General features: G+C 59.7%; 17 protein-coding genes. All 17 read left to right on the forward strand.

Translation table 11 applies throughout. The features are described 5' to 3' along the window. Positions 1–209 precede the first annotated feature (209 nt). The 17 genes from E3T48_RS04835 to E3T48_RS04915 all read left to right on the forward strand — a co-directional run bounded on the left by E3T48_RS04835 (position 210) and on the right by E3T48_RS04915 (position 17,987). A complete protein-coding gene (locus tag E3T48_RS04835; protein WP_241986658.1) occupies positions 210–467 on the forward strand; it encodes a type II toxin-antitoxin system Phd/YefM family antitoxin in 258 nt (85 codons plus the stop codon). Continuing rightward, positions 464–727 carry a type II toxin-antitoxin system RelE family toxin gene (locus E3T48_RS04840; RefSeq protein WP_134522705.1) on the forward strand — a complete coding sequence of 88 codons (264 nt, stop codon included), beginning with the start codon at positions 464–466 and terminating at the stop codon, positions 725–727. The genes E3T48_RS04835 and E3T48_RS04840 overlap by 4 nt, the downstream gene beginning before the upstream one ends. 374 nt (positions 728–1,101) lie before the next feature. Continuing rightward, positions 1,102–2,496: a tyrosine-protein kinase domain-containing protein gene (locus tag E3T48_RS04845; protein WP_241986659.1), complete on the forward strand. Its 1,395-nt coding sequence runs from the start codon at positions 1,102–1,104 to the stop codon at positions 2,494–2,496. Next, positions 2,496–3,101 carry an arsenate reductase/protein-tyrosine-phosphatase family protein gene (locus tag E3T48_RS04850; RefSeq protein ID WP_134522706.1) on the forward strand — a complete coding sequence of 202 codons (606 nt, stop codon included), beginning with the start codon at positions 2,496–2,498 and terminating at the stop codon, positions 3,099–3,101. The genes E3T48_RS04845 and E3T48_RS04850 overlap by 1 nt, the downstream gene beginning before the upstream one ends. 8 nt (positions 3,102–3,109) lie before the next feature. Then, the gene (locus E3T48_RS04855) at positions 3,110–4,096 is read left to right on the forward strand and encodes a hypothetical protein (protein ID WP_134522707.1); all 987 of its coding nucleotides are present in this window, start codon (positions 3,110–3,112) and stop codon (positions 4,094–4,096) included. 20 nt (positions 4,097–4,116) lie between these two features. Continuing rightward, positions 4,117–5,937 (forward strand): polysaccharide biosynthesis protein, encoded by a 1,821-nt coding sequence (locus tag E3T48_RS04860; protein WP_134522708.1) that lies wholly within the window; start codon positions 4,117–4,119, stop codon positions 5,935–5,937. Then, positions 5,937–7,073 (forward strand): DegT/DnrJ/EryC1/StrS family aminotransferase, encoded by a 1,137-nt coding sequence (locus E3T48_RS04865; protein ID WP_134522709.1) that lies wholly within the window; start codon positions 5,937–5,939, stop codon positions 7,071–7,073. Before E3T48_RS04860 ends, E3T48_RS04865 begins: the two co-directional genes overlap by 1 nt. Beyond that, a complete protein-coding gene (locus tag E3T48_RS04870; RefSeq protein WP_134522710.1) occupies positions 7,070–7,708 on the forward strand; it encodes a sugar transferase in 639 nt (212 codons plus the stop codon). Before E3T48_RS04865 ends, E3T48_RS04870 begins: the two co-directional genes overlap by 4 nt. Beyond that, positions 7,695–8,675, forward strand: a complete 981-nt coding sequence (locus E3T48_RS04875) for an ATP-grasp domain-containing protein (protein ID WP_134522711.1) — start codon at positions 7,695–7,697, stop codon at positions 8,673–8,675. Before E3T48_RS04870 ends, E3T48_RS04875 begins: the two co-directional genes overlap by 14 nt. Beyond that, positions 8,666–9,376, forward strand: a complete 711-nt coding sequence (locus E3T48_RS04880) for an HAD family hydrolase (protein ID WP_134522712.1) — start codon at positions 8,666–8,668, stop codon at positions 9,374–9,376. Before E3T48_RS04875 ends, E3T48_RS04880 begins: the two co-directional genes overlap by 10 nt. Beyond that, entirely contained in the window at positions 9,373–10,608 is a 1,236-nt protein-coding gene (locus E3T48_RS04885; protein WP_166789632.1) for a glycosyltransferase family 4 protein, read from the forward strand. Before E3T48_RS04880 ends, E3T48_RS04885 begins: the two co-directional genes overlap by 4 nt. Beyond that, entirely contained in the window at positions 10,580–11,656 is a 1,077-nt protein-coding gene (locus E3T48_RS04890; RefSeq protein ID WP_277613513.1) for a polysaccharide biosynthesis protein, read from the forward strand. Before E3T48_RS04885 ends, E3T48_RS04890 begins: the two co-directional genes overlap by 29 nt. An 18-nt stretch (positions 11,657–11,674) precedes the next feature. Further along, positions 11,675–12,760 carry a polysaccharide biosynthesis C-terminal domain-containing protein gene (locus E3T48_RS04895; RefSeq protein WP_166789633.1) on the forward strand — a complete coding sequence of 362 codons (1,086 nt, stop codon included), beginning with the start codon at positions 11,675–11,677 and terminating at the stop codon, positions 12,758–12,760. Further along, positions 12,757–13,887 (forward strand): non-hydrolyzing UDP-N-acetylglucosamine 2-epimerase, encoded by a 1,131-nt coding sequence (gene wecB, locus E3T48_RS04900; RefSeq protein ID WP_134522715.1) that lies wholly within the window; start codon positions 12,757–12,759, stop codon positions 13,885–13,887. The genes E3T48_RS04895 and wecB overlap by 4 nt, the downstream gene beginning before the upstream one ends. A 185-nt stretch (positions 13,888–14,072) precedes the next feature. After that, positions 14,073–15,221, forward strand: coding sequence for a glycosyltransferase (locus E3T48_RS04905; protein ID WP_134522716.1), 1,149 nt, complete (start codon positions 14,073–14,075; stop codon positions 15,219–15,221). A 23-nt stretch (positions 15,222–15,244) separates the two neighbouring features. Beyond that, positions 15,245–16,405: a glycosyltransferase gene (locus tag E3T48_RS04910; protein WP_166789634.1), complete on the forward strand. Its 1,161-nt coding sequence runs from the start codon at positions 15,245–15,247 to the stop codon at positions 16,403–16,405. Positions 16,406–16,688: 283 nt separating this feature from the next. Next, positions 16,689–17,987: a hypothetical protein gene (locus tag E3T48_RS04915; RefSeq protein WP_166789635.1), complete on the forward strand. Its 1,299-nt coding sequence runs from the start codon at positions 16,689–16,691 to the stop codon at positions 17,985–17,987. The last annotated feature ends 492 nt before the right edge of the window (positions 17,988–18,479 follow it).

The raw sequence follows: 18,479 nt of genomic DNA on the forward strand, positions 1-18,479 counted from the left end.
ACGACGCTGCGACGTCCTCTATGCCATGCTCCGCGACGGCACCCTCTATCAAACCGACCATCAACTCGCCGCTTGACAAAAACATAGGGGCACCCCCCGGTGGTCGAGCCTGTCGAGACCCGGCGGTCGAGCGCAAACTGTACGTTTGACTCGCTCTTGTACATCTAGCAGTGTCTATCTACAATTTGTACATGTCGTCTACAGACCCCGTGAGCGTCTCGGATGCGCGCGACCAGCTTGCGTCGATCATTGACCGTGCGCGAATCGAACACGAGCCGGTCTTTCTGTCGCGGCGGGGACGGCGAGTGGCGGCGGTCATCGACTCGGACGACCTGGAGCCTCTGATCGAGCTGGCCGAAGACATGGCCGATATCCGGGCTGCCGAGGCATCGCGCGAGGAGATGCGTCGCACGCGAATCGAACCGACTCCGTGGAATCAGGTGAAGGCAGACCTCGGTCTCGTATGACCTACTCGGCGAGCATCGCGCCAGCCGCAGAGCGGCAACTACGCAAGTTCGACCCGCAGGTGCGACGTCGCATTCAAGCTGCAATTGACCTCCTGGCAGGCGATCCCCGGCCGCCGAAGGCGATTCAACTCGTCGGCGGTTCGGGTGAGTGGCGAGTTCGAACGGGTGACTACCGAATCATCTACGAGGTTCACGATGATCGGTTGCTCGTGCTCGTTCTCCGACTCGGCCACCGTCGCGAAATCCACGAATCCCGATAGCGACCTACGTCGGGCACAAGAGCCCGGTGGTCGAGCCGCCCGGTGGTCGAGACCCGGTGGTCGAGCCGCCCGGTGGTCGAGCCTGTCGAGACCCGATCGGCGCTGATTTCGACAAGCTCAATCACCGGTGGTCGAGCCTGTCGAGACCCGGTGGTCGAGCCCGTCGAGACCACCCCCAACCCAGACCACCCGCACGACACGACACGAGACTTTCTCAACCCCCGTCGGGGGGGGGTAGGCTAAACCTCGCGTGTGTAAAGATGAGCATTAGGGGGAACGGAATAATTTAGCGATTCCTCCGTGCCAAGCAATACCGGAGGAATAAGNTGGAGCTCAAGGACTACCTCAGGATCTTTCACAAGAGTTGGATCCTGATACTCGCTTGCACCCTTTTCGGCATCGCCGGCGCAGCCGGTGCATCCATCGCCACCACGCCCAAGTACGTCGCCAACACCCAGCTCTACGTGGCGGTTCAGGCCGCCGCCGGCGCAGCCACAGGCGACCTCGTTCAGGGCACCAGCTTCGCCCGCTCGGCCGTCACCTCCTATGTCGACGTCGTCAACAGCGCCATCGTGCTCGACGAGGTCATCAAGCAGCTCAAACTCGACCTGACCGCGGCGCAGCTGGCGTCCACCATCACCTCCACATCCCCGCTGGACACCGTGCTGATCGACGTCTCGGTGACCAACAGCGACCCCGAGCTCGCGGCCAAGATCGCCAACTCGGTCGGCCAGAACTTCAGCAAGATCGTCGTCGAACGGCTCGAGAAGCCCAATGGCGAAGCCGCCAGCCCGGTGAAGATCGAGACCATCCAGGCCGCGATCGTGCCGACGAAACCGGCCAGCCCCAACGTGCCGCTGAACATCGCGCTCGGCCTGTTGGTCGGACTCGCGCTCGGCATCGGCCTCGCCGTGCTGCGCAGCGTGCTCGACACCCGCATCCACAGCCTGCACGACATCGAAATCGTCACCGACTCGCCCATGCTCGGCGGCATCACCAACGACCCCGGCGCGAGCCTGCGCCCCCTGGTCGTGCACACCGACCCGAAGAACCCGCGGGCCGAGTCGTTCCGCAGCCTGCGTACCAACCTCCAGTTCATCAACATCGAGGGTGGCCCGCGCAGCTTCGTGGTCACGAGCTCGGTGCCCGGCGAGGGCAAGAGCACGACCACGGCCAACCTCGCCATCGCCCTCGCCGAGACCGGCGCCCGCGTGGCACTCATCGACGGCGATCTGCGCCTGCCGCGCGTCGCCGAGTACATGGGCATCGAGGGTGGCGTCGGCCTCACCGACGTGCTGATCGGCCGGGCGGACCTCGCCGACGTGCTGCAGAAATGGGGCAAGAACAAGCTGTTCGTGCTGCCCAGCGGCCGCGTTCCCCCGAACCCGAGCGAACTGCTCGGTTCCGCCGCCATGGCGCGCCTGCTCGGCACGCTCACCGCCGAGTTCGACGTTGTGCTCATCGACGCTCCGCCGCTTTTGCTGGTGACGGATGCCGCGGTGCTCAGCAAACTCTGCGGCGGCGCCATCATGGTGGTGGCCTCTGGCCGCACGAAGCGCAACGAGCTCGCCAGTGCCGTCAAGGCTCTGGAGCGCGCCGGCAGCCGCCTCGTGGGCATGGTCATCACCATGCTCCCCACCAAGGGCCCTGACTCCTACGGCTACGGCCAATACAGCTACGGCACCGTCTACGAAGAAGACCGGGTCGTCGAGGGCGAAGCCCCCGCAACTCGCCGTGTGCTCGGAAAGCCGCGCCGGAGAACCGCTTAGTGAGCACCTTCACCATTCTCACGGTCTGCTCCGGCAATATCTGCCGGTCACCCCTGGCCGAACAGCTCCTCCGCGTGGGCCTCGCGCCCTGGCCAGAGGTCGTGCTGGCCAGCGCCGGAACCATCGGCCTCACCGGTCAGGGCATGCCGGAGCAGGCAGCCGACCTCTCCCGGCACTTCGGCGGCGACCCGTCTGCCCACGTGGCCCGGCTGCTCACCGAAGAGCACATCGAGACCGCCGACCTGGTGTTCGCCATGTCTAGGGAGCACCGGCGCGCCATCGTCGAACTGGTGCCGCGCGCCATCCGCTACACCTTCACCATTCGCGAATTCGCCCGCCTCATCGAGGGCATCACCGACGATGACCTCGAGGATGCCGCGGCGCTGCCTCTCGACGACGTCACCGGGCGTTTCTCCACCCTGATTTCCTTGGCCGCATCGCAGCGCGGCGCGGTGGCCCCGCCGGTCTCGGCCGACGAAGACGACGTGGTCGACCCCTACCGCCGCAGCGACGAGGTCTACGTCGAGTCCGCCCAGCAGCTCGTGCCCGCCGTGACCGCGGTCACCGCGCTGTTCGGCGACGCTGCCACGGTAATCCGGGCCTAGGTTGCACCATGGCGACGAACAAGGAATTCAAGAGGCGAAAGAACGGTAGCGGTGTCCTGCGTCGGCGCCTGCTCATCGCCGGCCTCGCCGCCTTCCTCCTCTTCGACGTGGCCCTAGTCTCCTTCGCCCTCAACCCCCCGGTGGTCGAGCTTGTCGAGACCAAGCCTGTCGAGACCCCCCCCGCGCTGGTCGACCCCGCGGTGGTCGAGCCTGTCGAGACCAACCCCCCGGTGGTCGAGCCTGTCGAGACCAAGCCTGTCGAGACCAAGCCACCCACCCGCATCCTAACCGCCCTAAACTCAACCACCGCCTGGCGCGCCACCACCGGCGCCTGCCCCGCCACCACCGCAAACCCCGAGCAGACCACCGACTCCGGCGCAACCTGGACCGGCTACGACGCCTCGGCAGGCACCGACGCCTCCTCGATCCTGTCCATCTATGTGAAGAGCGAGGCCGAGGCATCCCTGGTCACCCTCACCGCCGCAAACTGCACACCGCAACGCGTGAGCACCTTCGTGGCCGGCGACCAGTGGCAGGAATACCCCGATCGCGTCGGTGCGAACTGGTTCATCGACCCCGCAGACCGGGCCCGCGTGCACAGCCCGGCCGGAGCCTTCGCGGCCCCGTGCCCCACGGTCATCGCGCTGGCGAACCGCACCGACTCAACTGCCGCAGCGCTCTGCTCAGACGGCAGGCTCTTCCGCACCGGCGACGGTGCCGCAACCTGGGGCCCCGGGGTGTCGCTTCCCGGTGCCGCCAATCTCGCCGGCAGCGACGACGGCTACATTCTTGCTGCCACAAACCAGGCGGGCTGCGCGGGCGTCCAGGTGTTCTCGACACCCGAAGCGCCCGATGCCGCACTCAGCCCGAACGGATGCCGCGAAGCGGCAGTCGCGCCGGGCGACCTGGCGGTCGCGAGTGCAGGCGGCATCGTCTGGCTGTGGGCGGGGGACGCAGTGAGCAGGTCGAGTGACGGGGGTGCAACATGGCGATAAGCGACTTTGCAACAACCAGAATGCAGGAACTTCACGCTTCGGTGCCGCTGGTTCGGTTCGGCACGCAGTACGCGTTCGACGCCGGAGCCTGGGTTGTCGCCTTGTTCCTGGCTGAGGTACTTCGGTACGAGTTCGAGCTGCAGCGCATCTCGGTGCTGCCGCTCCTCGCGCTGTTCGCGGCCGCCAGCCTGGTGCAATTCTTCGCCGGAGGCGTCTACCACCTCTACCAGGGGCGCCACATCTACGGGAGCTTCGCCGAGGTGCGAGCGTTGCTGGGCGCTGTCCTTGTCTCGACGGTGGTCTTGGGTGTCCCGGTCGCGGTGGCTGGCACCGTGGTGGGCATTCCCCGCAGCACTGTTTTCATCGCCCTGCCGATGGCCTTCGTCTTAATGGGCGGTGTGCGTTACATCAAACGTCTCTTGGTCGAACGGTCAATGGTCCCCAAAGACGACCTCCAGAAGGCCCTCATCTTCGGTGCCGGCTACATGGGGGCATCCATCGCCCGCCGCATGACCACCGACCGCAACTCGCCCTTCCTGCCGGTGGGCGTCATCGACGACGATCCGCTCAAGCGCAATCTCTGGCTCCATGGAGTGCGGGTTGTCGGCTCACGCGCCGCACTTACCGCCGCTGCTCAAGCCACCGGAGCAACCACGCTGGTCGTGGCCATTGCCAAGGCCGATGCCACGTTGCTGCGTGAAATCACCGACGTCGCAAAGATCGCGCACCTCAAGGTGCTTGTTCTTCCGCCCCTTGACGAGCTGCTCAGCGGCAAGTCGCGTCTCAATGATCTGCGCAGCATCGCGATCGAAGATCTGATCGGTCGGCACCCGGTCGACACCCACGTGGCGTCGATCGCTGGTTACCTCGCGGGCAAGCGGGTGCTCGTTACGGGTGCCGGTGGTTCCATCGGCTCAGAGCTCTGCCGGCAAATCAGCAAGTTCGGCCCGAGCGAGCTCATCATGCTCGACCGAGACGAGACGGGCCTTCAGGGCACCCAGATCTCGATCCTCGGTCACGGCCTGCTCGACACCAAAGACGTCGTGCTCGCGGACATCCGCGATGCCGAGGCCCTGAAGGCCATTTTCACGGAGCGGATGCCCGAGGTCGTTTTCCACGCTGCCGCCCTCAAACACCTGCCCATGCTCGAGCAATACCCCGACGAGGCCTGGAAGACGAACGTGCTCGGCACCCTCAACGTGCTTGAGGCCGCCCAGGCTGCCGGGGTCGCCACTTTCGTCAACATCTCCACCGATAAGGCCGCGAACCCCTCCAGCGTGCTCGGTCATTCCAAGCGTGTTGCCGAGAAGCTCACGGCGTGGGCCGCGCAGGAGTCCAAGCACGCCTACCTCTCCGTGCGTTTTGGAAACGTCATCGGCAGCCGCGGTTCGATGCTGCCCACCTTCACGGCGATCATCGAAGCCGGCGGCCCACTGACTATCACCCATCCCGACGTCACCCGATTCTTCATGACCATTCCCGAGGCGTGCCAGTTGGTCATCCAGGCCGGCGGCATCGGTCGTCCTGCCGAAGTGCTCATCCTCGACATGGGAGAACCTGTGCGAATTCTGGATGTCGCCCAGCGCATGATCGGCATGTCCGGCAAAGACATCGAGATCGTCTACACCGGCCTCCGCCCGGGGGAGAAGCTGCACGAAGAACTCATCGGCGACCACGAAACGGATGAACGGCCGATTCACCCGAAGATCTCGCACGCCTCCATCGCGCCTATTCGTCCCGAGGACCTGAACAAACCAGGTTGGGACGCACGCTGCCGAAACGATCCAACGAACCGGCCTGCCGAGGTTGAGGCTGCGTTGGCCGGAACAGGAATACTCTGATGAGCGAACGCATTTACATGTCGTCGCCCGACGTTGGCGATCTCGAAGAGCAGTTTATGGTGGCCGCCATCAGGTCTGGCTGGATCGCACCTCTCGGACCCGACGTCAATGCCTTCGAGTCAGAAATGGCGGAGCGCCTCGGAGTCGAACACGCAGTGGCTCTGAGTTCGGGCACCGCGGCGCTGCACCTCGGGCTGCTCGGGCTCGGAGTCGGGCCGGGGGACGTGGTGCTCACATCGACAATGACATTCGCGGCAACCGCGAACGCCATCGTCTACTCGGGCGCCGAGCCATACTTCATCGACTGTGAGCTCGAAACCGGAAATATGGATCCGGCCCTGCTTCGCCAGGCACTCGAGCAACTCGTCCGCGACGGTGAAAACGTCGCGGCGATCGTGCCCGTTGACCTGCTCGGCAAGGCGGTCAACTACACCGAGATCTGCGCCATTGCGGATGAGTACGGGATTCCTGTTTTGGCGGATGCGGCCGAGTCCCTGGGAGCAAGTCACAACGGGCGTGCTGCCGGATCGTATGGACGTGCCTCCATCCTTTCGTTCAACGGCAACAAGATCATGACCACGTCGGGCGGTGGCATGCTCCTGACCGATGACGCCGCCCTCGCCGCCCACACCCGATATCTGGCCACGCAGGCCCGCCAGCCGGTGATGCACTACGAGCACACTGACATCGGCTACAACTACCGTCTCAGCAACCTGTTGGCCGCTCTCGGGAGAGCGCAGTTGTCTCGCCTTGACGGGATGATCGCTCGGCGGCGTGAAATGCGCGAAAGATATCGGGAACTGTTCGCGGATGTGGACGGAATCGAAATCTTCGGTGGCGCAGCGGATGATGGCGACAACTGTTGGCTCACATCCATCGTCATCGACTCTCGGACCACAGGGTGGTCGCCCGCGGACCTGAGTGCGGACTTGCTGCATGACAATATCGAGAGCCGCCCGCTCTGGAAGCCCATGCACATGCAACCGGTTTTCTCGGCTGCCCGGGCAGCAACAAATGGCAACTCCCAACGTCTATTTGAGACCGGTCTCACCCTGCCGAGCGGTTCTGCCCTCGGTGCCTCAGAAATCGAGCGTGTGCTAACAAGTCTTGGCGCGTCTAGCGGAGCAACCGCATGAGGACCCCGGCATCACTTCGCCGCGTTGACACGGTAAAGCGAGTCTTGGATTTTCTGGTAGCCGGCGTCATCTTGGCTGTAGCGTCACCCGTGCTCCTAATCGTCGGCGGCCTTGTAGCCGTGAACATTGGTCGACCCGTTCTGTTCAAGCAGGATCGCCCCGGAATAAATGGTCGCGTGTTTCGCCTATACAAATTTCGCACTATGAGAAATGTGGATTTGGAGCAGGAGTTGATCAGCGACGAACAGCGACTCACTCCGTTCGGTCGTGCATTAAGATCGACAAGTCTGGATGAACTCCCAACGCTGGCAAATGTGTTCAAGGGGGAGATGAGCCTCGTCGGACCACGGCCCTTGCTCATTCGATATCTGGATAGGTATACGTCGGCACAGGCGCGGCGCCACGAGGTGCGACCGGGTGTGACCGGTCTAGCACAGTGCAGTGGGCGCAATACTCTGACCTGGGAGAGGAAGTTTGAGCTAGACGTTGAATACGTTGAAAACCGATCTCTCCGGCTTGACGCGATCATTGTAGCGCGGACCCTTAGGACAGTTATCGCCAGAGATGGTGTTACAACCGCGGGAGACACCTTGATGCCTGAATTCGGTGAGGACCCGGCGAATGCAGTCAAATAGCTGGTTGCTCTCAAGTGGTGGGCGGCGGGGTGCCCTTGTTGATCTCCTCCGCGAGTCCACGTTACCGGTTCGGAGTCGAGTTGTGGTCACGGACGTCTCGCGACTCTCCGCCGCAGGTCGACGTGCGGACGAGTTCGAACTCGTGCCGAAAATATCCGCGGACGATTTTGCTTTCCAAACCCTTCGTATATGCGAAAAACACGGGTGCTCAACTGTTGTACCTACCATTGACCCAGAAATCGCAGTGTTTGCCCGTGCACGGTCGGAGTTCCGACAGCATGGCGTGGATATCTGGGTTTCGAGTCCTCACGTAGCGGAGCTGGGATGGGACAAGTGGGAACTTTACAAATGGCTTACGGACTCCGGCTACCCGACCATAGATACACAGGAAATCGCAGAATCCCGGCACGTTCCATTCCTCGGAAGGGTCGTTGCAAAACCGAGGTCGGGATCGTCTTCGATTGGCGTGGTCATAGCGGATCAGGTTGAATCTCTGGGGGTGGAGTCCCTCGCGGACGACTACATACTTCAGCGATTTGCTCCCGGCATCGAAGTGACAGTGGACGTGGCCGTGGATGCACGGGGGAAAGTCCTTGCGACGGTTCCGAGGCGCCGCCTCGAAGTGCGCGCAGGAGAAGTCTCCAAGGGGGTGACAATTCACGTTCCTCAAATCGAGGCATTGGTTCGCGACCTGGTCACGGCTTTGCCTGGAGCGTATGGCATCTTGAATGTCCAGGTCATCTATGATCCCGCGACGAATTCACCAAAGATTCTGGAAATCAATCCAAGGTTCGGTGGCGGCTATCCGCTTAGCCATGCCGCAGGCGGTGACCTCATCGGTGCAATGTTGCGTAGCAAAACAGGTGACACGGTATCAGCCGAGTGGAAACCTGGCACGGTGATGCTCCGATACGACGCGGCAGAATTTTATCCGAATCAAGACTTCGTACTGAGCCCATGGTCGTAGGCCTCGTAGTTTTCGATATGGACGACACTCTGTTTCTGGAACGCGCCTACGTCGAGAGCGGATTCCAGGCCGTGAGTGAAATGCTTGCGGCCGAACACAATTTCACATCCTTCTTTGAACGCGCGTGGCAGGAGTTTCAATCAGGTCGGCGTGGCGACATATTCAACAGAGTCCTTCATGATTCTGCGAGTTTGCTGCCGTCCGACATTGTTGATCTCTGCATCACGAGCTATAGAAGCCATGAACCGCGAATTGAACTCCTTACGGACTCACGGGATTTCCTCGCCGCGTGTCGCGGTCGCGTCCGCACCGGATTGATTACGGACGGACCAAGGCTAAGTCAGCAAGCTAAAATCCGGAGCTTGAACCTAGCTGAGCGAATCGAGCGCGTCATTGTGACGGACGAGCATAGAGAGGAAGACTGGGCGAAGCCGTCCCCCATCGCCTATGCGTCCCTTCAAGAATGGTTTGGAGTTCGCGGACGGGATTGCGTTTACATTGGCGACAACCCGCGCAAGGATTTCATCTCACCACGAAGACTGGGCTGGCGAACCGTTCGGGTGCGACGACCGGGCGGGCTGCACGAGAGAGTTGAAACAGTGGATGATGCTGAGTTCGAAATTCCAAGCCTAACGAGGACCTCCGTCACAATGATCGATTGCCTCGAGTTTTTGGCTGATGAAATGAAATGCGCAAAGTGAAGATCCTTATTGTCAGCCAGTACTACCCGCCAGAGTTCGCACTTATCCCGTCGGAGCTCGCGGAGCAGCTCTCCACTCGCGGGCATTCCGTTCGTGTCCTAACAGGTTTTCCCAACTATCCACAGGGCAAGCTCTATGCGGGATTCAAGCAATCATGGCGCCATACGGAGATGCAGGGGGAGGTCTTGGTAAGGCGAGTACCAATGTTTATCGATCACTCCCAAAATGGTTTCGCTCGGTTTGCAAACTATCTTTCATTCGCATTTGGCGCTGCGATGGCAACAAGTTTCGCACGTGGTACCGACGTGGTATACGTTTATGCAACCCAGATGACCGCAGCGGCAGCCCCCCAGCTTTGGCGGCGGATTCTTGGTATTCCCTATGTCCTTCACGTGCAGGATCTTTGGCCAGAGTCCATCACCGGTTCTTCGATTGTGAGGTCAGGGAAGGTCAAGAAGCTCGTCGATCGCTTACTCGGCCCCTGGCTTTCCTCCGTCTATCGGTGCTCGGCCGGAGTCATCGCGATAGCGCCGACAATGCGGAGCATTCTCGCGGAACGTGGGGTGCCTGATGAAAAATTGCACACCGTCTTCAACTGGGCCGTTGACTCAGCCGAGGTGGTGAGAGGCTCGCAGGAAGCCACGTGTGCAGGTGGTTTGTGTGTAATCTACGCGGGCAATGTAGGTGACCTGCAGGACCTTGAAACAGCCTTGGAGGCCGCGCGCATGGTGCAAGACCTTCAAGGATTTCGTCTAGTCATTGTGGGGACAGGCGTCGCTGAAAAGCGCCTTAGGAGAATCGCGGCTGAGTCTGACATCGGCAATGTCGAGTTTCGTGGTCGAGTCGATCCCGTCAACATGAGTGCGATCTATGAAGAGTCGGATTTTCAACTCGTAACGCTAAAGGACATGCCGATTTTCAGAGGAACGATCCCATCTAAGCTCCAGGGAAGCCTCTCCAAGGGAGTGCCGATCATCACTAACGTTGCCGGAGATACGACAACAATTGTCGGCGAAGAGGGAGTGGGTTTCACCGCGCCCCCTGAAGATGCCCTCGCGCTGGCGCAGGTGTTTCGAAACGCTCATTCATTGCCGGATGAGGCCCGCAAGGAACTGAGCCGGCGTAGCCGGGAGTTGTACCTGCGATCAATGTCGGCGCGAGCCGGTGTCGATGCGATCGAAGGAGTTTTGCAAGTGGCAACCCATGGAGAGAACAACCGAGGTATTAGCTGAAATGACAAATCAATATGAGGGCAAGCGAATCTTGGTTACCGGGGGAACAGGGTCTTTCGGCCACACAGTGGCCGAAAAGCTACTATCCCGCGGTGTCGAACAGGTGCGCATCCTGAGTCGGGATGAGGCGAAGCAGGACCTCATGCGCAATGAGCTCGCTGACCCCCGGCTGCGGTTCTACGTGGGAGACATTCGGGACTACCTGAGCGTGGAGCGGGCCGTTCGCGATGTGGACTTCGTCTTCCATGCGGCCGCCCTCAAGCAGGTTCCGTCATGCGAATTCTTTCCGATGGAGGCCGTCAAGACCAACGTTCTGGGCAGCGAAAATGTGGTGCGAGCCGCAGACCGGGCGGGAGTCAAGTCTGTTGTCTGCCTGAGCACCGACAAGGCCGTCTACCCCGTCAACGCTATGGGCATGAGCAAGGCAATGATGGAGAAGGTCGCGCAGTCGTACGGGCTGAACAACCCGAATGCCGAAACGACCGTTTCATGTGTGCGGTACGGCAACGTCATGTACTCGCGTGGGTCTGTCATTCCGTTGTTTGTCCGGCAATTGAAGGCTGGAAAGAACCTCACTGTCACGAACCCTGACATGACCCGGTTCATGATGTCCCTGGCCGACTCCGTCGACTTAGTCGAGTATGCCTTCCACAACGCGATGCAGGGTGACCTCTTCATTCGCAAGGCGAAGGCCTGCACTATGGGCGACCTCGCCCAAGCGCTCATCGTCCTCTTTCAAGCGCCAGCCAGGGTCGAAGTAATCGGGACTCGCCATGCTGAGAAGCTCTCCGAAGCGCTCGCAAGCCGCGAGGAACTGGCCCGGGCCCAGGATATGGGGGACTACTTCCGCATTCAGGCCGACAACCGTGATCTCAATTACAGCATCTACGTCGAACGGGGCGACATCGAACAGGTGCAGTACGAGGACTACGACTCGCATACCGTCTCCCGTATGAGCCTGCGCGAAGTTGAGGACCTGCTCCTGACCCTGCCTGAGGTGCGCGTTGAACTGGCCGCTGCCGGGATTCGCATGGAACGGGAGGTCTAGGCGGTGCAAGAAGTTGCAATGACCGGGGCACGTGGTTTCCTCGGGTGGCACACCCGCGCTGCCCTGCGTGAACTCGGTGCGAAGTCTCACGCAATTCCCGTTGGCGATGGTTTTGATGCGGCTAAAGCGCTATCGGCAGTCAACGGCTCGGCCCGGCTCATCCACATCGCTGGTGTGAACCGCGGCTCGGATCTCGACGTCCAGGACGAGAACGTCAGATTTGCCACTCAGGTGGCATCTTCCATTTTACAGGCCGATACGCCTCCGCCTGTCGTGGTGTTCGCCAATTCGACTCAGGCAACGAACGGGAGCGTTTACGGGAACGCCAAGGCTGAGGCCGCGGGCATCTTGCAGGCCGCAGCAGCGAAGGTCGGTGCAGAATTCCTGGACGTGTGTCTCCCCAACTTGTTTGGCGAGCACGGGCGCCCGTTCTATAACGCGGTTACGGCGACGTTCAGCCACTTGCTGGCGCACGGACAGTCGCCAACGGTGGCCGACGACAAGCCCCTCACCCTCATGCACGCGCAGGATGCCGCTGATCTCCTCATCGGATCCAGCGGAGACACTCTGGGGGGCGACAAGGAGGTCCACGAATCGGTTGCGGGGCTGCTCGCCCGACTCACGGAGATCGACTCCATCTACAGGTGCGGCGAGATCCCCGATGTCGCGGGCAAGTTCGAGCGCGACCTCTTCAATACGTATCGCTCGTATGCCTTCCCCGAACAGGCACCCGTGAAACTCACACGTCATTCAGACGAGCGCGGTTCATTCTTTGAGATTATCCGTTCTCACGGTGGCTGCGGCCAGTCGTCGTTCTCGACGACGGAACCCGGAATCAGCCGGGGAGACCATTTTCATCGGCGCAAGATTGAGCGATTCACAGTCCTCGCTGGGACTGCGACCATTTCTCTACGCAAGCTTTTCACCGACGAGGTCTTTGAATTCCATGTGTTGGGCGACGAGCCCGTCGCCGTCGACATGCCCACAATGTGGTCGCACAAGATCACGAATACGGGACCCGGCCTGTTGTACACCTCGTTCTGGACAAATGACATCTTCAACCCAGAGGTACCCGACACGATTGCGGAGGCAGTGCAGAAATGACCGACCGACTGAAGGTGCTCACGGTAGTGGGCACGCGCCCGGAGATAATCCGGTTGGCCGCAACCATCAAACGTCTCGACAAATACACAGATCACGTTCTGGTCCACACGGGCCAGAATTACGACTACGAACTCAACGAAGTCTTTTTTGAGGATCTCGGCCTCCGCCGGCCGGATTATTTCTTGGCGGCCGACACCTCGTCGCTCGGTAGGGTACTCGGGTCGATCCTTGCCAAGACCGAGGAGGTGCTCCTTGAAGAGAAACCTGATGCCATGGTCGTTTTGGGCGATACCAACAGTTGTATCTCAGCTCTGATGGCCAAGCGGTTGAAGGTTCCCGTGTACCACATGGAGGCTGGCAACCGTTGCTTCGATGAGAATGTCCCGGAGGAAACCAACCGGCGACTCGTGGATCACATTGCAGACTACAACCTGGTCTACACAGAACACGCTCGGCGAAACCTGCTTTCCGAAGGCATCCATCCCTCCCGCATTTTGCTCACGGGTTCCCCGATGCGTGAGGTTCTTGAGGGAAATGCGTCGGCAATTGCCGCGAGCGACGTCGTCGAACGGCAAGGTCTAATTGCTGGGGATTACTTCTTGGTGAGCCTGCATCGCGAAGAGAATGTTGACAACCAAGATCGCCTGAACTCCGTTCTAGCGGCTCTGGTGGCGCTCAAGAGAACTTACGGCATTCCAGTGCTTGTCTCGACGCACCCACGCACGCGCAAAAGCCTCGAGAAGGTCGCTGACGAGCTTAAGGACTCACTGACCTTCCATCCTCCATTTGGCTTTAATGACTACATTCAACTTCAGATGTCCGCGAAGCTCGTGCTCTCCGACAGCGGCACAATCAGCGAAGAGTCGAGCATTCTCGGCTTCCCAGCGCTCACGCTGCGTGACTCAGTTGAACGACCCGAAGCCTTGGATGCTGGAGCGATCATCACAGCAGGTGTTACAGAGGAATCGATTCTCGATTCCGTGGCCATAATCCTCTCAGAAGCCACGATTGCTAACAAGCCAGCTATCCCGAGTGGATACGAGGTGGCAGACACCTCTCGACGGACAGTGAACTTCATCCGCTCGACGGTCGCTACTCATTACTTTCGAGCAGGTCTCCGAAAGTGACGGAGAGGCAGAGGTCAGCGCGAAACTGCAGGTCGCAGATTCGCTCATAACTTTGCCGCCTCAAACAAGAGCTTCTGAACTAACGCGCGATCCCGCCAGAGGGTCAGGCACTTACCCCAGCGCGACCGCATACCCAGCCTCGGCGGCAGCAGCCGCAATACTTCCACTCGCAGCAAGGAGCCTCCGTGCAAGAACATTATGATCTTGTCTTTTGGCAAAACATGGCTTCTATACATCAAGCTCCGCTCATGCGTGCGCTGGCGACCGGTCTCGATAAGCGGGTACTTGTTGTGGTGGTAGAAGATGTGTCCGCAGACCGGTTGGCGATGGGGTGGGAAGGCATAGATTACGGCAACGCAGATTTGATCATTGAACCTTCAGCTACCAACCGCAAGAAATTGGTCGAGAATAACCGCGGTGCAGTGGCACATGTCTTCTCAGGTGCGAGCGCGTACCCTGCCGTACAGCAGGCTTTGACAACACTCACTCAGGGGGCGCACAATCACGTTGCTATTATCACGGAACCATGGGATCCGCGGGGTTTTCGGGGCGCCCTGCGAGCGCTCAGATTTAGGCTGCGGCGCCGATCGCTGAGAAGGATCGACACCCTGTTCGCATGCGGAGACTTAGCCAAGAAACAATTCACTTCGCTGGGTTGCGAATCAAGCAGAATTGCGCCTTTCGGATACTTCGTTGACGGGCCCACTGCGGAGGCCAGACAGTCTGATCGTGACAAGCCGGGCATCATATTTGTCGGCAGTTTGACTTCGCGAAAGGACCCCAGGGCGCTCATTGAAGCCTTGGCGATGACGCCAGCGGATTCGTGGGAACTGACTATCGTGGGAGACGGCCCGCTGTGGGACTCGAGCATCAAGCTTGTAAAGGATCTACGTGTCGGTAGTCGGGTTTTTTTCGCAAGAAATTTAGCTAATCGCGACGTCTTACGCAAGATTGCAACCAGTGATTTGCTGGTTCTTACAAGCAAGTACGATGGCTGGGGCGCAGTAGTGAGTGAGGCTTTGATGGCCGGCACCCCGGTAGTCGTTAGCCGGGAGTGTGGCGCGTCTGATCTTGTCCGCTCTGCATTGCAAGGCGAGGTTGTACAGGCGGGAGATCCGACCGAACTCGCACGAGCTTTGGTCGGGCGCTTGAGTTCTTCGCCACTGTCCAATGAATCGAGAGCACAGCTTGAGAGCTGGGCGCACGGGGCCATTTCGCCCAAGGTCGCAGCTCAGTACTTGTGGGACACAGTCACCCGTGGCAGTGGTGTGCCGACGGCGGGGGCGCCGTGGCAAGAAATCGCAGCCTCGCCCGTAAGCGATGTGCATCAATGAGTCCCGACGGAAGTACGCGAACGATGAATGTGCCCACCAAGTTCGCGGTTTTTGCACCGCTATTTCCGCCGGCAACGCTGGGTGGTGGGCCAATTCGTACACTCAAGGCGTTGGTGGATTCAGTACCGACAGATACGCAGACGTTAGTGTTCACTTCTGATCGGGACATGGGCCAATCCAATCCACTGCCGGTGAGAAGCAATGAGTGGTTAGCCATCGACGGCGTGCAGGTCTACTACGGAACGGCATCATCTCTTCGTTCATATTTGCGCGGCCTTGGCGAGGTTCGGAAGGAACGGCCCGAGGTGACCTACTACAACAGTTTCTTCAACCCGAGATTCTCGCTCTTCCCGCAGCTCCTTGGGCGCATTGGATTTTGGCGGGGAGCTCAGATTCTGCTTGCGCCCAGGGGGGAGTTTGGCCGGGGAGCGCTGGCAATCCGACCTTTGAAGAAGCGGATAGCCGTTGCCGTTTACAAGATGTTGGGTTTGCACCGTGGTATTGCCTGGCACGCTTCCTCAGTGAACGAGGCCGAGGACATACGAGCTGTGTTTGGCGAAACTACGCGAGTTCTCGTTCGGGAGGACGAGACGTCGCTACCGATCGTGGCTGAGAAACCTCCGGCAGCGCGCGTAGACGGACCCCTGCGAATCGTGTTTGTAAGTCGATTGAACCCAATGAAAGGGCTCGACTTGCTGCTCCGCAGCCTCACACTGACGCAAGCAACGATCACCCTCGATGTCTTCGGGAATTCCGAAGATTTGAAGTATGTTCAGGACTGTCAGGAATTGATTGATGAACTGCCAGTTAACGTTCGGTGCACTTTGCATGGGTCGATTGCTCCAGAATCCGTAAGAGGAATCTTCGCGGAGGGCGATGTCTTTGTCTTTCCAACTGCAGGGGAGAATTTCGGGCACGTAATCGCCGAGGCTCTGTCCGTGAGTTGCCCGGTAATGTGCTCGGACGTGACGCCATGGTCAGACGTGCTCAGACAGGCCGGCTGCGAGGTCCTCGGAAGCAGAGATCCGCAAGAATGGAGCATCGCCATCGAATCATTCGCGGCGCTGTCACCTCATGAGGTTCGTGAACGGCGTCGAGCCGCAGGCGCCGCTTTTGACTGTTGGAGTCAGGTGGATAAGGGTGAGCACGTCTTTGCCTTGCTTGCGCGCTCGGCCTTCGTCTAAGAATTCTAAGACTCGGAATTCTTGAATTCCCAGTCTGCAGTGCGATTAACGTCGCTCGGGTCGTTGTCTGTGGGCGGTGCGTAATTCAGGCCATGGAGGGTGGGCCACCCTTCGCTGCTGAGGTCAGTCTGGCCAACCGATCGGCTAGGGTCGAATTGGTTGCCCCGAATGCCGTTCTATGACACAAGCCTTGACAAGTGAATTCGCGGCAGACTTCTTTCGGCATTTAGGTCGTGCTCGAAACCGAACCGCCCTCTATGTATTGTCTGAAAGGAGCCTCATCTTGGGTATTCCACCACTTACGCGAAGATTTCTGGCACCTGTTGCCATGGTGCTCGTTGCAGCCGGGCTTGGGTGGCAGGCAGCCGTGGGATCAACCGGCTTCGTGGTGCCGTTTCTTGCTCTCGGCGGCGCGCTGTTAGCCTTAACGAACTCGACAGCGCGAGCCCTCTTCCCGTACACGCTCGGTGTGTTGTTCATTCTTGCCTCGGCTTCGACATTCACTGGGAGCATTGCCGAGTCTGTGGGGTTCCGTATCGTTGGAATCGCACTTCTGTGCGGTGGCAGTCTCCAGAAGCCCTTAATCATCGCTGGTGATAAACCAGATAGCAGGCGAAATCTTGCTGAATTAAGTTTGTGGCTTCCATGGGTAATCGGATCGCTTCTCGTATTCCTGATGCTCTCCACTGCCTTCCATGGCCAAGTCGCGACTTTCATCCTGTATTGCGTGGGCCTTATTATGCTTGCTGTCGCTGTAGTAGCGACAGCGGTGTCTGTCCCAAGACGAATTGTCACTACCGCGGTCGTCCTAACCCTCGGGACGATGGTTGCAGGGTCGCTCATTATGGGGTTCGCCTTACCAGGGATGGCGATTGCGGGCGGGAGGTTACGTGGGCTCGCATCAAACGCAAACCTGCTAGCCTTCTATGCCTTTCTTCTGGGATCACTCGCCATCATTATTGTAAGGCACATTGGATTGAGGCTGGTCCTTCTTTCCCTCGCAATCGTGTGCATCGTTTCTACATCCAGCAGGGCGAGCGCGTTGGCGTTGGCGATTGTCGTAGTTGTGGCTGCTCTGAGGAGAGTCTCAGTCACCAAGGTGCTTTGGTTGACTGGCTTGATCACTCTGGGAATTGTCATTGCTGTCGCTGTACCTCAAACATTGTCGGTTTTGGATGGAGTGCTGCGTGGCGGCAATTCCCGATCCGCAAGCTTCGACGGCGCGATCGGAGCATTTCGTTCGTCTCCCTTGATTGGCATAGGGATGGCCAGCGAAGAGGTTGAGATCGCAAGCAGCCCGTTGCGGGCGTTAGCGACTGCCGGCATTGGTGGCTTAATTGCGGTCGTGGTCATATGGGGAGCCTTTCTCTGGCAATCACGCAAAGCGGGAGTGCTGGGAGTGGGGTTCACACTGGCTGCAGTGGTGCACAGCTGTTTCGAAGGGTGGTTACTCTCGCCAGTGAGCCCCCTTTTGCTGATATTTGTTCTTGTGTGGTGGGTCATAGTTCAGCCTGAGCGGCAAGCGGGATTCCCTCAACGCATTCCGAGTGTTTTACCCCTTGAGAACAGGACCAGGTCATAAGGCAAATTAGGCCCCGGTGAGTGCCCCCGGTGTGATTTTCTCCTGGCTGTGAACAATTCGCCTAGCCTGCCGACTGGTTGAAGAATGACGACGCCGAGTAAGGCGTCAAGTTTGTGACCAAGAAGAGTCCGTCGAGGTGCGGGATGCGGAGAAGCGCATCCGGCTGCTCGATCAGGAAACCGAGGCCATGCGCCGGTCCGGCGCCTATCTTTCCCAGAACGGCACCCAAAATGATCTGCCCGCTGGGGTCTCGTCACGGTGGACTGCCGGGTGTTGCGCTTTTCCGAATGAGTATTTGCGTTCCTGAGCGCCACCAGTATTGCGGTTGAGCGCCACTTGTGTGTTTTGTCAACTTGAAGCCGGCCATTTGAGCGATAAGAATCCTGCCAGTGCGGGGGACTGCCCCGAGTTCAGTTGACTCGAAGGGTTAGTGGTTTCAGGCGGCCTTGCGGGCCACGTTTATTGTCTCAAACTCGATCGGGGTGAGCTTAC

The organism is Cryobacterium fucosi (genome assembly GCF_004403515.1).
GTDB classification, from domain to species: domain Bacteria; phylum Actinomycetota; class Actinomycetes; order Actinomycetales; family Microbacteriaceae; genus Cryobacterium; species Cryobacterium fucosi.

Coding starts and splice junctions, on each gene's coding strand:
- E3T48_RS04840 (WP_134522705.1), top strand. CDS start 464: ATGACCTACTCGGCGAGCATCGCGCCAGCCGCAGAGCGGCAACTACGC.
- E3T48_RS04910 (WP_166789634.1), top strand. CDS start 15,245: ATGAATGTGCCCACCAAGTTCGCGGTTTTTGCACCGCTATTTCCGCCG.
- E3T48_RS04870 (WP_134522710.1), top strand. CDS start 7,070: ATGAGGACCCCGGCATCACTTCGCCGCGTTGACACGGTAAAGCGAGTC.
- E3T48_RS04865 (WP_134522709.1), top strand. CDS start 5,937: ATGAGCGAACGCATTTACATGTCGTCGCCCGACGTTGGCGATCTCGAA.
- wecB (WP_134522715.1), top strand. CDS start 12,757: ATGACCGACCGACTGAAGGTGCTCACGGTAGTGGGCACGCGCCCGGAG.
- E3T48_RS04880 (WP_134522712.1), top strand. CDS start 8,666: ATGGTCGTAGGCCTCGTAGTTTTCGATATGGACGACACTCTGTTTCTG.
- E3T48_RS04860 (WP_134522708.1), top strand. CDS start 4,117: ATGCAGGAACTTCACGCTTCGGTGCCGCTGGTTCGGTTCGGCACGCAG.
- E3T48_RS04890 (WP_277613513.1), top strand. CDS start 10,580: ATGGAGAGAACAACCGAGGTATTAGCTGAAATGACAAATCAATATGAG.
- E3T48_RS04895 (WP_166789633.1), top strand. CDS start 11,675: ATGACCGGGGCACGTGGTTTCCTCGGGTGGCACACCCGCGCTGCCCTG.
- E3T48_RS04875 (WP_134522711.1), top strand. CDS start 7,695: ATGCAGTCAAATAGCTGGTTGCTCTCAAGTGGTGGGCGGCGGGGTGCC.
- E3T48_RS04855 (WP_134522707.1), top strand. CDS start 3,110: ATGGCGACGAACAAGGAATTCAAGAGGCGAAAGAACGGTAGCGGTGTC.